The organism is Pseudomonas sp. Sample_22 (genome assembly GCF_004307635.1).
In the GTDB taxonomy this organism is placed as follows: Bacteria; Pseudomonadota; Gammaproteobacteria; order Pseudomonadales; family Pseudomonadaceae; genus Aquipseudomonas.
The window spans coordinates 30,658-42,161 of the sequence record NZ_RCNY01000025.1 but is presented as its reverse complement, the minus strand read 5'-3'; the positions used below and the strand labels follow the sequence as shown (position 1 = coordinate 42,161).

General features: G+C 54.6%; 24 protein-coding genes and 1 pseudogene. All 25 read left to right on the top strand.

Features of this window, described 5'->3' with window-relative positions:
- Positions 1-137 (top strand): annotated as a pseudogene (locus D8U73_RS06785) (elongation factor Tu); the annotation flags it as partial.
- Positions 138-294: 157 nt separating this feature from the next.
- Positions 295-606, top strand: coding sequence for a 30S ribosomal protein S10 (rpsJ, locus tag D8U73_RS06780; protein WP_003186070.1), 312 nt, complete (start codon positions 295-297; stop codon positions 604-606).
- An 80-nt stretch (positions 607-686) separates the two neighbouring features.
- Positions 687-1,322, top strand: coding sequence for a 50S ribosomal protein L3 (gene rplC / locus D8U73_RS06775; RefSeq protein ID WP_003186059.1), 636 nt, complete (start codon positions 687-689; stop codon positions 1,320-1,322).
- Between the two features lie 12 nt (positions 1,323-1,334).
- On the top strand, positions 1,335-1,937 hold the full coding sequence (gene rplD / locus D8U73_RS06770; RefSeq protein ID WP_003228735.1) for a 50S ribosomal protein L4: 603 nt from the start codon (positions 1,335-1,337) through the stop codon (positions 1,935-1,937).
- A complete protein-coding gene (gene rplW / locus D8U73_RS06765; protein ID WP_002555488.1) occupies positions 1,934-2,233 on the top strand; it encodes a 50S ribosomal protein L23 in 300 nt (99 codons plus the stop codon). The genes rplD and rplW overlap by 4 nt, the downstream gene beginning before the upstream one ends.
- 14 nt (positions 2,234-2,247) lie before the next feature.
- The gene (rplB, locus tag D8U73_RS06760) at positions 2,248-3,072 is read left to right on the top strand and encodes a 50S ribosomal protein L2 (RefSeq protein WP_003186055.1); all 825 of its coding nucleotides are present in this window, start codon (positions 2,248-2,250) and stop codon (positions 3,070-3,072) included.
- 16 nt (positions 3,073-3,088) lie between these two features.
- A complete protein-coding gene (gene rpsS, locus D8U73_RS06755) occupies positions 3,089-3,364 on the top strand; it encodes a 30S ribosomal protein S19 (RefSeq protein WP_002555486.1) in 276 nt (91 codons plus the stop codon).
- 11 nt (positions 3,365-3,375) lie between these two features.
- Positions 3,376-3,708, top strand: a complete 333-nt coding sequence (gene rplV / locus D8U73_RS06750; protein WP_003103908.1) for a 50S ribosomal protein L22 — start codon at positions 3,376-3,378, stop codon at positions 3,706-3,708.
- Positions 3,709-3,721: 13 nt separating this feature from the next.
- Complete coding sequence (gene rpsC, locus D8U73_RS06745) at positions 3,722-4,408, top strand: 30S ribosomal protein S3 (protein WP_003176422.1); 687 nt, start codon at positions 3,722-3,724, stop codon at positions 4,406-4,408.
- A gap of 12 nt (positions 4,409-4,420) precedes the next feature.
- Positions 4,421-4,834 (top strand): 50S ribosomal protein L16, encoded by a 414-nt coding sequence (gene rplP / locus D8U73_RS06740; RefSeq protein WP_003228729.1) that lies wholly within the window; start codon positions 4,421-4,423, stop codon positions 4,832-4,834.
- The gene (gene rpmC / locus D8U73_RS06735; RefSeq protein WP_002555481.1) at positions 4,834-5,025 is read left to right on the top strand and encodes a 50S ribosomal protein L29; all 192 of its coding nucleotides are present in this window, start codon (positions 4,834-4,836) and stop codon (positions 5,023-5,025) included. Before rplP ends, rpmC begins: the two co-directional genes overlap by 1 nt.
- 2 nt (positions 5,026-5,027) lie before the next feature.
- Positions 5,028-5,294, top strand: coding sequence for a 30S ribosomal protein S17 (rpsQ, locus tag D8U73_RS06730; RefSeq protein ID WP_003176419.1), 267 nt, complete (start codon positions 5,028-5,030; stop codon positions 5,292-5,294).
- A gap of 23 nt (positions 5,295-5,317) precedes the next feature.
- Entirely contained in the window at positions 5,318-5,686 is a 369-nt protein-coding gene (gene rplN / locus D8U73_RS06725; protein WP_002555479.1) for a 50S ribosomal protein L14, read from the top strand.
- Positions 5,687-5,697: 11 nt separating this feature from the next.
- Positions 5,698-6,012 (top strand): 50S ribosomal protein L24, encoded by a 315-nt coding sequence (gene rplX / locus D8U73_RS06720; RefSeq protein WP_003186046.1) that lies wholly within the window; start codon positions 5,698-5,700, stop codon positions 6,010-6,012.
- Positions 6,013-6,032: 20 nt separating this feature from the next.
- Complete coding sequence (rplE, locus tag D8U73_RS06715; protein ID WP_003210069.1) at positions 6,033-6,572, top strand: 50S ribosomal protein L5; 540 nt, start codon at positions 6,033-6,035, stop codon at positions 6,570-6,572.
- A 13-nt stretch (positions 6,573-6,585) separates the two neighbouring features.
- Positions 6,586-6,891 carry a 30S ribosomal protein S14 gene (gene rpsN / locus D8U73_RS06710; protein ID WP_003176414.1) on the top strand — a complete coding sequence of 102 codons (306 nt, stop codon included), beginning with the start codon at positions 6,586-6,588 and terminating at the stop codon, positions 6,889-6,891.
- A gap of 209 nt (positions 6,892-7,100) precedes the next feature.
- The gene (gene rpsH / locus D8U73_RS06705; RefSeq protein WP_003228724.1) at positions 7,101-7,493 is read left to right on the top strand and encodes a 30S ribosomal protein S8; all 393 of its coding nucleotides are present in this window, start codon (positions 7,101-7,103) and stop codon (positions 7,491-7,493) included.
- Between the two features lie 12 nt (positions 7,494-7,505).
- Positions 7,506-8,039 carry a 50S ribosomal protein L6 gene (gene rplF / locus D8U73_RS06700; protein ID WP_003176412.1) on the top strand — a complete coding sequence of 178 codons (534 nt, stop codon included), beginning with the start codon at positions 7,506-7,508 and terminating at the stop codon, positions 8,037-8,039.
- A gap of 10 nt (positions 8,040-8,049) precedes the next feature.
- Positions 8,050-8,400 carry a 50S ribosomal protein L18 gene (gene rplR / locus D8U73_RS06695; protein WP_003186037.1) on the top strand — a complete coding sequence of 117 codons (351 nt, stop codon included), beginning with the start codon at positions 8,050-8,052 and terminating at the stop codon, positions 8,398-8,400.
- A 3-nt stretch (positions 8,401-8,403) separates the two neighbouring features.
- Positions 8,404-8,904: a 30S ribosomal protein S5 gene (gene rpsE, locus D8U73_RS06690; protein WP_003186035.1), complete on the top strand. Its 501-nt coding sequence runs from the start codon at positions 8,404-8,406 to the stop codon at positions 8,902-8,904.
- A gap of 2 nt (positions 8,905-8,906) precedes the next feature.
- On the top strand, positions 8,907-9,083 hold the full coding sequence (gene rpmD, locus D8U73_RS06685; RefSeq protein ID WP_003176408.1) for a 50S ribosomal protein L30: 177 nt from the start codon (positions 8,907-8,909) through the stop codon (positions 9,081-9,083).
- Between the two features lie 3 nt (positions 9,084-9,086).
- The gene (gene rplO / locus D8U73_RS06680) at positions 9,087-9,524 is read left to right on the top strand and encodes a 50S ribosomal protein L15 (RefSeq protein ID WP_003228720.1); all 438 of its coding nucleotides are present in this window, start codon (positions 9,087-9,089) and stop codon (positions 9,522-9,524) included.
- On the top strand, positions 9,525-10,853 hold the full coding sequence (secY, locus tag D8U73_RS06675) for a preprotein translocase subunit SecY (protein ID WP_056855884.1): 1,329 nt from the start codon (positions 9,525-9,527) through the stop codon (positions 10,851-10,853).
- A gap of 24 nt (positions 10,854-10,877) precedes the next feature.
- Positions 10,878-10,994, top strand: coding sequence for a 50S ribosomal protein L36 (rpmJ, locus tag D8U73_RS06670; protein WP_002555468.1), 117 nt, complete (start codon positions 10,878-10,880; stop codon positions 10,992-10,994).
- A 130-nt stretch (positions 10,995-11,124) separates the two neighbouring features.
- Positions 11,125-11,481, top strand: coding sequence for a 30S ribosomal protein S13 (gene rpsM / locus D8U73_RS06665; protein WP_009045849.1), 357 nt, complete (start codon positions 11,125-11,127; stop codon positions 11,479-11,481).
- Positions 11,482-11,504: the final 23 nt, after the last annotated feature.

Below are 11,504 nucleotides of genomic sequence, written 5' to 3'. Positions count from 1 at the left end.
TGGTAATGCCAGGTGACAACATTCAGATGACTGTTACCCTGATCAAAACCATCGCAATGGAAGACGGTCTGCGCTTCGCTATCCGTGAAGGCGGCCGTACTGTTGGTGCTGGTGTTGTAGCCAAAATCATCGAGTAATCTCTTTTTTGAGATGGCTTTGATGCTTTGAGAAAGCCCCCGCTCAGCGGGGGCTTTTTTATTGGGTTGACACCTATCTGGGGCGTCTATAGAATTGCGCCTCCTTTTAACGGGCGTATTGCGCCCGGTGGGAATAGCAGCCGGAGTCTGAAATCCAATGCAAAATCAGCAAATCCGTATCAGGTTGAAGGCTTTCGACCATCGCCTGATCGACCAATCAACCCAGGAAATCGTGGAAACCGCGAAACGTACTGGTGCTCAAGTGCGTGGTCCAATTCCACTGCCTACCCGTAAAGAGCGGTTCACCGTTCTGGTCTCCCCGCACGTCAACAAAGACGCGCGTGACCAGTACGAGATCCGTACTCATAAGCGCGTTCTGGACATCGTCCAGCCAACGGATAAAACCGTTGATGCTCTTATGAAGCTTGATCTTGCGGCCGGTGTGGAAGTGCAGATCAGCCTCGGCTAAGACTCGGTCTTAGTCGTGTAACGCTCTGAAATGGGCGGCCATAGCGGGTGAAAGCCCCGTACACTCATGAGGTTTACAACATGACTATTGGTGTAGTCGGTCGTAAATGCGGTATGACCCGTATTTTCACCGAAGAAGGTGTCTCCATTCCGGTCACGGTCATTGAGATCGAGCCGAATCGCGTCACCCAGTTCAAAACTGAAGAGACCGATGGCTATCGTGCAGTGCAAGTCACTGTCGGCGAGCGTCGCGCTTCGCGTGTAACAGCAGCTCAGGCTGGCCACTTCGCCAAGGCGAACGTTGCCGCTGGTCGTACCGTAATGGAATTCCGTCTTGAAGAAGGCGAGTACCAGGCCGGCGATCTGATCAACGCTGAAATCTTCGCCGCTGGTCAACTGGTTGATGTAACCGGTCAGTCCAAGGGTAAAGGCTTCCAGGGTACGATCAAGCGTTGGAATTTCCGCGGGCAAGATAACACCCACGGTAACTCCGTATCCCACCGCGTTCCAGGCTCTATCGGCCAGTGCCAGACTCCTGGTCGTGTATTCAAGGGCAAAAAAATGTCCGGTCATATGGGCGCTGAGCGCGTGACCGTGCAGTCCCTCGAAGTAGTGCGCGTGGACGCTGAACGCAATCTGTTGTTGGTCAAGGGCGCTGTTCCTGGCGCTACTGGCGGCAACTTGGTTGTACGTCCAGCAGCCAAGGCTCGCGGTTAAGGGGAAGCTGACATGCAATTAAATGTAAATGACGCTCAAGCGATCGAAGTTTCCGAACTGACATTTGGCGGCGAGTTCAACGAGACGCTGGTTCACCAAGCAGTCGTGGCCTACATGGCCGGCGGCCGTCAGGGTAGCAAGCAGCAAAAGACCCGTTCCGACGTTCGTGGTGGCGGTAAGCGCCCATGGCGTCAGAAAGGTACTGGCCGTGCTCGTGCCGGTACTATCCGTAGCCCAATCTGGCGTGGCGGCGGTACCACTTTCGCAGCTCGTCCACAGGATCACTCCCAGAAGCTGAACAAGAAGATGTATCGCGCAGCAATGCGTTCCATCCTTGCTGAGCTGGTGCGTACTGATCGTCTGGTCGTGGTTCAGGATTTCGCCGTTGAGACGCCGAAAACCAAAGACCTGCTGGGCAAACTGAACAACATGAGCCTGACCGACGTTCTGATCGTGTCGGACGCTGTTGATCAGAACCTGTACCTGGCTGCTCGTAACCTGCCACACGTAGATGTACGTGACGTGCAAGGTTCCGATCCAGTTAGTCTGATCGCATACGACAAGGTGTTGATCACCGTGTCGGCCGTGAAGAAATTCGAGGAGCTGCTGGGATGAACCAGGAACGCGTATTTAAAGTTCTGCTTGGCCCGCACGTTTCCGAGAAGGCTACGGTTCTGGCAGACAAGAAAGGCCAGTTCGTTTTCAAGGTTGCTACTGACGCAACCAAGCTGGAAATCAAGAAGGCCGTCGAAAGCCTGTTCAGCGTGAAAGTAGAGCGTGTTACTACCCTGAATGTTCTGGGTAAGAGCAAGCGCACTGCTCGCGGTCTGGGCAAGCGTAATGACTGGAAGAAGGCAGTTATCTCCCTTCAGCCAGGCCAAGATCTCGATTTCAGCAGCAGTGCTGAGTAAGGAAGGGGTGCATCATGGCAATCGTTAAATGCAAACCGACTTCCCCTGGCCGCCGTTTTGTGGTCAAGGTGGTCAACCAGGAGCTGCATAAAGGCGCTCCTCACGCACCGCTGCTCGAGAAGAAGTCGAAGTCTGGTGGTCGTAACAACAATGGCCGTATTACCACTCGTCACATCGGTGGTGGTCATAAGCAGCATTATCGTCTGGTCGACTTCCGTCGCAACGACAAAGATGGCATCGCTGCCACTGTCGAGCGTATCGAATACGATCCAAACCGTACTGCTCACATCGCTCTGCTGCTGTACGCAGATGGCGAGCGTCGCTACATCATCGCCCCTAAAGGCGTGAGCGCTGGCGACCAGCTGATCGCAGGTGCTCTGGCACCGATCAAGCCGGGCAACGCTCTGCAACTGCGTAACATTCCAGTTGGTAGCACCGTACACGGCATCGAATTGAAGCCAGGTAAAGGCGCGCAGATCGCTCGTTCCGCTGGTGCTTCGGCTCAGCTGATCGCTCGTGAAGGTGTCTACGTGACCCTGCGTCTGCGTTCTGGTGAGATGCGTAAAGTGCTGGCTGAGTGCCGTGCGACCCTGGGCGAAGTCTCGAACTCCGAGCACAGCCTGCGTTCGCTGGGTAAAGCTGGTGCCAAACGCTGGCGTGGCGTTCGCCCAACCGTTCGTGGTGTTGCCATGAACCCGGTTGACCACCCACATGGTGGTGGTGAAGGTCGTACCTCTGGTGGTCGTCATCCGGTATCGCCATGGGGCTTCCCGACTAAGGGCGCGAAGACTCGTGGTAATAAGCGTACCGACAAAATGATCGTCCGTCGTCGCAAGTAAATAGAGGGATACGACAGTGCCACGTTCTCTGAAAAAAGGTCCTTTTATCGATCTTCACCTACTGAAGAAGATCGAAGTGGCGGCGGAAAAGAACGATCGCAAACCAGTTAAAACCTGGTCGCGCCGTTCGATGATCCTGCCACAAATGGTCGGTCTGACCATCGCAGTACACAACGGTCGTCAACACGTCCCAGTTCTCGTTAACGAAGACATGGTCGGCCACAAACTGGGCGAGTTCGCCGGTACCCGCACTTATCGCGGGCACGTGGCAGACAAGAAAGCCAAGCGTTAAGGGGTTAGGAAATGGAAGTAGCCGCTAAGTTGTCGGGCGCTCGAATCTCCGCCCAGAAAGCCCGCTTGGTCGCCGACCAGATCCGCGGGAAGAAGGTGGGCGAAGCGCTCAACCTGTTGGCTTTCAGCAGTAAGAAAGCCGCCGAGATCATGAAGAAAGTGCTGGAGTCGGCCGTAGCCAACGCCGAGCATAACGAAGGCGCAGACGTTGATGACCTGAAGGTCAGCACCGTTTTCGTCAACGAAGGGCGTTCGCTGAAGCGCATCATGCCACGTGCCAAAGGCCGTGCTGATCGCATCGTCAAGCGGTCTTGCCATATCACTGTCAAGGTTGCTGACAAGTAACGGAGTCGAAGAGATGGGTCAGAAAGTACATCCCATTGGCATTCGCCTGGGAATCGTCAAGGAGCACACCTCCGTCTGGTACGCAGACGGTCGGACTTATGCGGACTACTTGTTCGCTGATCTGAAGGTGCGTGAGTATCTCCAAGACAAACTAAAAAGCGCGTCCGTAAGCCGTATCGATATCCATCGTCCGGCCCAAACTGCACGTATCACCATCCACACCGCTCGTCCAGGTATCGTTATCGGGAAGAAAGGTGAAGATGTTGAGAAACTGCGTCAGGACCTGACCAAGCAAATGGGTGTGCCTGTGCACATCAATATCGAAGAGATCCGCAAGCCGGAGCTCGACGGTATGCTGGTTGCGCAGAGCGTAGCTCAGCAGCTGGAGCGTCGCGTAATGTTCCGTCGCGCTATGAAGCGCGCTGTACAGAACGCCATGCGCATTGGTGCCAAAGGCATCAAAATCCAAGTGAGCGGTCGTCTCGGCGGTGCTGAAATCGCACGTACTGAATGGTATCGCGAAGGTCGTGTGCCACTGCACACCCTGCGTGCCGACATCGACTATGCCAACTACGAAGCTCACACCACTTACGGTGTGATCGGTGTAAAGGTTTGGATCTTCAAAGGCGAAGTAATTGGTGGTCGCCAAGAAGAACTGAAACCACAAGCACCAGCGCCTCGTAAAAAAGCTGCTAAGTAAGGGGTACGCCAAATGTTGCAACCAAAGCGTACGAAGTTCCGCAAGCAAATGACTGGTCACAACCGTGGCCTGGCATTGCGCGGTAGCAAAGTCAGCTTCGGCGAGTTCGCGCTGAAGTCTGTTGCTCGTGGTCGTCTCACCGCTCGTCAGATCGAGTCAGCGCGTCGTGCTCTGACCCGTCACGTAAAACGTGGCGGCAAGATCTGGATCCGTGTATTCCCGGACAAGCCGATCTCCAAAAAACCTCTCGAGGTTCGGATGGGTAAAGGTAAGGGTAACGTGGAATACTGGGTTGCCCAGATTCAGCCAGGCAAAGTCCTGTATGAAATCGAGGGTGTTTCTGAAGAGCTGGCGCGTGAGGCTTTCGCCCTGGCTGCTGCAAAGCTGCCGCTCGCCACCTCCTTTGTTAAACGGACGGTGATGTGATGAAAGCGAATGAACTTCGTGAAAAATCCGCACAGCAGCTGAACGAGCAACTGCTCGGCCTGCTGCGCGACCAGTTCAATCTGCGTATGCAGAAAGCAACTGGCCAGTTGGGGCAGTCTCATCTGCTCTCGCAAGTTAAGCGTGACATCGCTCGCGTGAAGACTGTGCTCAACCAGCAGGCAGGTAAGTAATCATGGCTGAAGCCGAAAAAACTGTCCGTACGCTGACTGGCCGTGTTGTCAGCGACAAGATGGACAAAACCATCACCGTTCTGATCGAGCGTCGCGTTAAGCACCCGATCTACGGTAAATACGTTAAGCGTTCGACTAAGCTGCACGCGCACGACGAAACCAATCAGTGCCACATCGGCGACAAAGTCACTATTCGTGAAACTCGTCCTTTGGCCAAGACCAAGTCTTGGGCGCTGGTTGATGTTCTCGAACGCGCTGTGGAAGTCTAAGGACTAGGGGTCGGAGAAATTATATGATTCAGACTCAATCCATGCTCGATGTGGCCGATAACAGCGGCGCTCGCCGTGTTATGTGCATCAAGGTGCTGGGTGGCTCCCATCGTCGTTACGCTGGTATCGGTGACATCATCAAGGTTACCGTCAAGGAAGCAATTCCTCGCGGTAAAGTGAAAAAAGGCCAAGTGATGACTGCTGTTGTAGTCCGCACTCGTCACGGCGTACGCCGTGCCGATGGCTCCATTATCCGCTTTGATGGCAACGCTGCTGTTCTTCTGAACAACAAGCAAGAGCCGATCGGCACCCGTATCTTTGGGCCAGTGACCCGTGAACTTCGTACTGAGAAGTTCATGAAGATCGTCTCGCTCGCCCCAGAAGTGCTGTAAGGAGATCCGACATGCAAAAGATTCGTCGTGACGACGAGATCATCGTGATCGCCGGCAAAGACAAAGGTAAGCGCGGTAAGGTGCTGAAGGTTCTTGCTGACAACCGTCTGGTTGTTGGTGGTCTGAACCTGGTCAAGCGCCATACCAAGCCTAACCCGATGTCGGGCGTACAAGGCGGTATCGTCGAGAAAGAAGCGCCACTGCACGCTTCCAACGTCGCCATCTTCAACGGCGAAACCAACAAGGCTGACCGCGTTGGTTTCAAAGTAGAAGACGGTAAGAAAATTCGTGTCTTCAAGTCGACCCAAAAAGCGGTTGATGCTTGAACACTGCTAGGTAGAAGACCATGGCACGACTAAAAGAGATTTACCGGAAGGAAATCGCTCCGAAACTTAAGGAAGAACTTAAGCTTTCGAACGTGATGGAAGTTCCGCGCGTTACCAAAATCACCCTGAACATGGGTCTGGGCGAAGCGATCGGCGACAAAAAAGTCATCGAGCACGCTGTTGCTGACCTGGAAAAGATCACCGGCCAGAAAGTCGTTGTGACCTACGCTCGCAAATCCATCGCTGGCTTTAAAGTCCGTGAAGGTTGGCCGATCGGCGTCAAAGTGACCCTGCGCCGTGAGCGTATGTACGAGTTCCTGGATCGTCTGCTGTCGATCTCCCTGCCTCGGGTTCGCGACTTCCGCGGCCTGAATGCCAAGTCCTTCGATGGTCGTGGTAACTACAGCATGGGCGTAAAAGAGCAGATCATCTTCCCGGAAATCGACTACGACAAGATCGATGCTCTCCGCGGTCTGGACATTACCCTGACCACCACTGCCAAGAACGATGATGAAGGCCGCGCTCTGCTGCGTGCGTTCAAATTCCCGTTCCGCAACTGATTGGAGTAGGACCATGGCCAAGATGAGCATGAAAAACCGCGAGCTGAAGCGTCAGCTCACGGTTGCCAAGTACGCCAAGAAGCGTGCAGCACTGAAAGCGATCATCGTTGATCTGAACGCAAGTCCAGAAGCGCGTTGGGAAGCTACAGTAGCCCTGCAGAAGCAGCCACGTGACGCAAGCGCCTCGCGCATGCGTAACCGCTGCCGCCTGACTGGTCGTCCGCACGGCGTTTACCGCAAGTTCGGCCTCGGCCGTAACAAACTGCGTGAAGCGGCAATGCGTGGTGACGTACCAGGTCTGGTTAAAGCCAGCTGGTAAATACTTTCAAAGTCTCGGTGTTCGGGGTCGCAAGATCCTGACCACCGGTGGCCTTGAATCTGAATCAAGCCCCTTTTGGGGCTTGATTCATTTCTGGGGTGTGTCTAGAATACCCGGCTCGCCTGAGCCCGTGTTTTATACGCTCGGAGATTCTCGGCGACACGTAGTAGCCGCAAGGCTAATTTTTCTGTATTAGGAGCGTCTAGCCCATGAGTATGCAGGACCCGTTAGCGGACATGCTAACTCGAATCCGTAATGCCCAGATGGCTGAAAAGTCCGTCGTAAGCATGCCATCTTCTACTTTGAAGGTAGCTGTTGCCAAAGTCCTGAAGGACGAAGGTTACATCGCGGGTTATCAGATCAGCAGCGAAACCAAACCACTGCTGTCTATCGAGCTTAAATATTTCGAAGGCCGTCCGGTTATCGAAGAAGTCAAGCGCGTTAGCCGTCCAGGCCTGCGTCAGTACAAGTCCGTCGAAGATCTGCCGAAAGTTCGTGGCGGTCTCGGTGTGTCTATCGTCTCCACCAACAAGGGTGTGATGACTGATCGTGCTGCGCGCGCTGCCGGTGTCGGCGGCGAAGTTCTTTGCACTGTGTTCTAAGGGGGGATAAGCATGTCTCGCGTCGCTAAGAACCCCGTTAAGCTGCCAGCCGGTGTCGAAGTAAAATTCGCAGGCCAACAGCTTTCGGTGAAGGGTGCCAAGGGCACTCTCGAACTGAACATCCATTCGTCCGTTGAGATCGTTGAAGAAGCCGGTGAGCTGCGTTTTGCTGCTCGCAATGGCGATCAACAGACTCGCGCAATGGCTGGTACCACTCGTGCGTTGGTAAACAACATGGTCCAAGGCGTAAGCCAAGGCTTCGAGCGCAAGCTCCAGCTGGTCGGTGTTGGTTACAAAGCGCAAGCTAAAGGCACAGTGCTGAACCTGGCTCTTGGCTTCTCGCACCCAGTGGATTACGAACTGCCGGAAGGCATCACCGCTGAGACTCCTAGCCAGACCGATATCCTGATCAAGGGCATCGACAAGCAGCTGGTAGGTCAAGTGGCCGCCGAGATCCGCGACTTCCGTCCACCAGAGCCGTACAAAGGCAAAGGTGTGCGCTACGCGGACGAAGTCGTCCGTCGTAAAGAAGCCAAGAAGAAGTAGGGCATAGCAAATGACCGACAAAAAAGTTACTCGACTGCGTCGCGCTCGCAAAGCACGCCTGAAAATGCACGAACTCGAAGTCGTGCGTCTCTGCGTGTTCCGCTCTTCGCAGCACATCTACGCCCAGGTCATTTCGGCCGACGGCAACAAAGTCCTGGCAAGTGCCTCGACTTTGGATAAAGAACTGCGTGATGGCGCCACTGGCAACATCGACGCGGCCACTAAGGTTGGCCAGCTGGTCGCTACGCGTGCTAAGGCCGCTGGCGTCTCGCAGGTGGCTTTCGACCGCTCTGGCTTCAAGTACCACGGCCGCGTTAAAGCGCTGGCTGATGCTGCTCGTGAAGCTGGGCTGGAGTTCTAAGTTATGTCAAATAACGACCAAAAGCGCGACGAAGGCTACATCGAGAAGCTGGTTCAAGTTAACCGCGTAGCCAAAACCGTTAAAGGCGGCCGTATCTTCACTTTCACCGCGTTGACCGTGGTTGGTGATGGTAAAGGCCGTGTTGGCTTCGGCCGTGGCAAGTCGCGTGAAGTGCCTGCTGCGATCCAGAAGGCAATGGAAGCTGCTCGCCGCAACATGATCCAGGTTGATCTGAACGGCACCACTCTGCAGTACGCAATGAAGTCCGCTCACGGCGCTTCGAAGGTGTACATGCAGCCTGCTTCTGAAGGTACCGGTATCATCGCTGGCGGCGCAATGCGTGCCGTTCTCGAAGTTGCTGGCGTTCAGAACGTTCTGGCCAAGTGCTACGGCTCGACTAACCCGGTAAACGTGGTTCACGCCACTTTCAAGGGTTTGAAAGCAATGCAGTCTCCTGAATCCATTGCCGCCAAGCGTGGCAAAAGCGTCAAGGAGATCTTCTGATCATGGCTACCGTTAAAGTTACGCTGATCAAAAGCATGACCGGCCGCATCCCTAACCACAAACTGTGTGTTAAGGGTCTGGGTCTGCGTCGCATCGGTCACACTGTAGAAGTCCAGGATACTCCCGAGAATCGCGGGATGATCAACAAGGCTTACTACATGCTGCGTGTCGAGGGTTAATCGATGAAACTCAATGATCTGAGTCCAGCGCCGGGTTCCCGTCGCGAAAAGCATCGTCCGGGCCGTGGTATCGGTAGTGGTTTGGGTAAGACTGGTGGCCGTGGTCACAAAGGTCAAACCTCCCGCTCCGGTGGCACCATTGCTCCAGGCTTTGAAGGCGGTCAACAGCCGCTGCATCGTCGCCTGCCGAAGTTCGGTTTCGTTTCCCTGAAAGCCATGGATCGCGCAGAAGTGCGTCTGTCCGAGCTGGCTAAAGTGGAAGGCGACATCGTCACCGTGCAGTCCCTGAAAGATGCCAACGTGATCAACGTCAACGTACAGCGTGTGAAAATCATGCTGTCCGGTGAAGTGACTCGCGCTGTCACTATCGGCAAGGGAATCGGCGCCACCAAAGGTGCGCGTGCGGCTATCGAAGCAGCTGGCGGCAAGTTCGAGGAATAAATGGCTAAGCAAGGTGCTCTCTCTGCGCTCGGCAAAGGCGGTATGTCTGAACTCTGGGCTCGTCTGCGTTTTCTGTTCCTGGCGATTATCGTCTACCGAATAGGCGCACACATCCCGGTTCCAGGTATCAACCCGGACCGACTCGCGGACCTGTTTCGACAGAATGAGGGGACCATTCTTAGCTTGTTCAACATGTTTTCCGGCGGCGCGCTGGAGCGGATGAGCATCTTTGCACTGGGGATCATGCCGTACATTTCGGCATCGATCATCATGCAGTTGATGACAGCCGTCAGCCCGCAGCTGGAGCAGTTGAAGAAGGAAGGTGAAGCTGGCCGTCGCAAGATCAGCCAGTACACCCGCTACCTCACCGTCGCTCTTGCTCTTGTCCAGGCCATTGGCATGTCCATCGGCCTGGCGGGGCAGGGCGTTTCGTTTACTGCTGATTTCAGCTTTCATTTCGTTGCGGTAACCACATTTGTGGCTGGTGCGATGTTCATGATGTGGCTGGGTGAGCAGATCACTGAGCGCGGTGTAGGCAACGGTATCTCGATGTTGATCTTCGCAGGTATCGTCGCCGGTCTTCCGAGAGCGATCGGGCAGTCTTTCGAGTCTGCACGTCAGGGTGATATCAATATCTTCGCCCTGGTTGCCATCGGTTTGCTGGCAGTAGCGATTATCGGTTTCGTGGTGTTCATTGAGCGTGGTCAGCGTCGTATTGCTGTTCACTACGCCAAGCGTCAGCAAGGCCGTAAGGTGTTTGCTGCGCAGACTAGCCACTTGCCGCTGAAGGTGAACATGGCCGGTGTTATTCCGGCTATTTTCGCGAGCAGCATTTTGCTGTTCCCGGCTTCGTTGGGTGCCTGGTTCGGTCAGTCTGAAGGTATGGGCTGGTTGCAGGACATCTCGCAGTCGATCGCTCCTGGTCAGCCGTTGAATATTCTGCTGTTTAGTGCAGGGATTATTTTCTTCTGCTTCTTCTATACGGCGTTGATGTTCAATCCGAAAGACGTAGCGGAAAACCTGAAGAAGTCCGGTGCCTTTATTCCGGGCATTCGTCCAGGTGAGCAGTCTGCGCGCTACATTGATGGCGTTCTGACTCGCTTGACCCTGTTCGGTGCTCTATACATGACGGCCGTGTGCCTGTTGCCCCAGTTCCTGGTGGTTGCAGCCAACGTTCCGTTCTACCTTGGCGGGACCTCGTTGCTGATCGTCGTCGTGGTTGTGATGGACTTCATGTCCCAAGTACAATCGCACCTCGTTTCGCACCAGTACGAATCCCTGATGAAGAAAGCCAACCTGAAGGGTTACGGCAGCGGCATGCTGCGCTGACCCATAAGGTTCGAGGAGTTGGTGATGAAAGTTCGTGCATCGGTGAAAAAGCTGTGCCGTAACTGCAAGATTATTCGCCGCGAAGGTGTTGTTCGAGTAATTTGCAGCGCGGAACCGCGTCACAAACAGCGCCAAGGCTGAGTGTGATTGTGCTTCAAGCCCGGTAGCTAGTGCGCTACCGGGTTGATTATTTGTTATTACAGCGATATTATCTCGCGCCCTATTTCTTGGCTTCCGGGGCGTAGGTAGCTGTCAATTGGAGTCCCACTGAATGGCCCGTATTGCAGGCGTTAACATTCCAGATAACAAGCATACTGTTATCTCGCTGACCTACATCTATGGTGTTGGTCGCACTACTGCACAGAAAATTTGTGCAGAGACTGGGGTAAACCCAGCAGCAAAGATCAAAGATCTGAGCGACGAGCAAATTGAACAGCTGCGTGGCGAAGTGGCGAAGTTCACCACTGAAGGTGACCTGCGTCGCGAAATCAACATGAAAATCAAGCGCTTGATGGACCTCGGTTGCTATCGCGGTCTGCGTCATCGTCGTGGTCTTCCAGTACGCGGTCAGCGTACCAAGACCAACGCGCGTACCCGTAAAGGTCCGCGTAAGCCGATCCGCAAGTAATCGCCCCAGCGAATCGACAGGAA

Bases quoted from the DNA above. Each gene is read 5' to 3' on its own strand.
- rpsM (WP_009045849.1), top strand. From the start codon at position 11,125: ATGGCCCGTATTGCAGGCGTTAACATTCCAGATAACAAGCATACTGTT.
- rplF (WP_003176412.1), top strand. From the start codon at position 7,506: ATGTCTCGCGTCGCTAAGAACCCCGTTAAGCTGCCAGCCGGTGTCGAA.
- rpmJ (WP_002555468.1), top strand. From the start codon at position 10,878: ATGAAAGTTCGTGCATCGGTGAAAAAGCTGTGCCGTAACTGCAAGATT.
- rplX (WP_003186046.1), top strand. From the start codon at position 5,698: ATGCAAAAGATTCGTCGTGACGACGAGATCATCGTGATCGCCGGCAAA.
- rpmC (WP_002555481.1), top strand. From the start codon at position 4,834: ATGAAAGCGAATGAACTTCGTGAAAAATCCGCACAGCAGCTGAACGAG.
- rplO (WP_003228720.1), top strand. From the start codon at position 9,087: ATGAAACTCAATGATCTGAGTCCAGCGCCGGGTTCCCGTCGCGAAAAG.
- rpmD (WP_003176408.1), top strand. From the start codon at position 8,907: ATGGCTACCGTTAAAGTTACGCTGATCAAAAGCATGACCGGCCGCATC.
- rplC (WP_003186059.1), top strand. From the start codon at position 687: ATGACTATTGGTGTAGTCGGTCGTAAATGCGGTATGACCCGTATTTTC.
- rplE (WP_003210069.1), top strand. From the start codon at position 6,033: ATGGCACGACTAAAAGAGATTTACCGGAAGGAAATCGCTCCGAAACTT.
- rpsQ (WP_003176419.1), top strand. From the start codon at position 5,028: ATGGCTGAAGCCGAAAAAACTGTCCGTACGCTGACTGGCCGTGTTGTC.
- rplR (WP_003186037.1), top strand. From the start codon at position 8,050: ATGACCGACAAAAAAGTTACTCGACTGCGTCGCGCTCGCAAAGCACGC.
- rpsH (WP_003228724.1), top strand. From the start codon at position 7,101: ATGAGTATGCAGGACCCGTTAGCGGACATGCTAACTCGAATCCGTAAT.
- rpsN (WP_003176414.1), top strand. From the start codon at position 6,586: ATGGCCAAGATGAGCATGAAAAACCGCGAGCTGAAGCGTCAGCTCACG.
- rpsC (WP_003176422.1), top strand. From the start codon at position 3,722: ATGGGTCAGAAAGTACATCCCATTGGCATTCGCCTGGGAATCGTCAAG.
- rpsJ (WP_003186070.1), top strand. From the start codon at position 295: ATGCAAAATCAGCAAATCCGTATCAGGTTGAAGGCTTTCGACCATCGC.
- secY (WP_056855884.1), top strand. From the start codon at position 9,525: ATGGCTAAGCAAGGTGCTCTCTCTGCGCTCGGCAAAGGCGGTATGTCT.
- rplB (WP_003186055.1), top strand. From the start codon at position 2,248: ATGGCAATCGTTAAATGCAAACCGACTTCCCCTGGCCGCCGTTTTGTG.
- rpsE (WP_003186035.1), top strand. From the start codon at position 8,404: ATGTCAAATAACGACCAAAAGCGCGACGAAGGCTACATCGAGAAGCTG.
- rplW (WP_002555488.1), top strand. From the start codon at position 1,934: ATGAACCAGGAACGCGTATTTAAAGTTCTGCTTGGCCCGCACGTTTCC.
- rplP (WP_003228729.1), top strand. From the start codon at position 4,421: ATGTTGCAACCAAAGCGTACGAAGTTCCGCAAGCAAATGACTGGTCAC.
- rplV (WP_003103908.1), top strand. From the start codon at position 3,376: ATGGAAGTAGCCGCTAAGTTGTCGGGCGCTCGAATCTCCGCCCAGAAA.
- rplD (WP_003228735.1), top strand. From the start codon at position 1,335: ATGCAATTAAATGTAAATGACGCTCAAGCGATCGAAGTTTCCGAACTG.
- rplN (WP_002555479.1), top strand. From the start codon at position 5,318: ATGATTCAGACTCAATCCATGCTCGATGTGGCCGATAACAGCGGCGCT.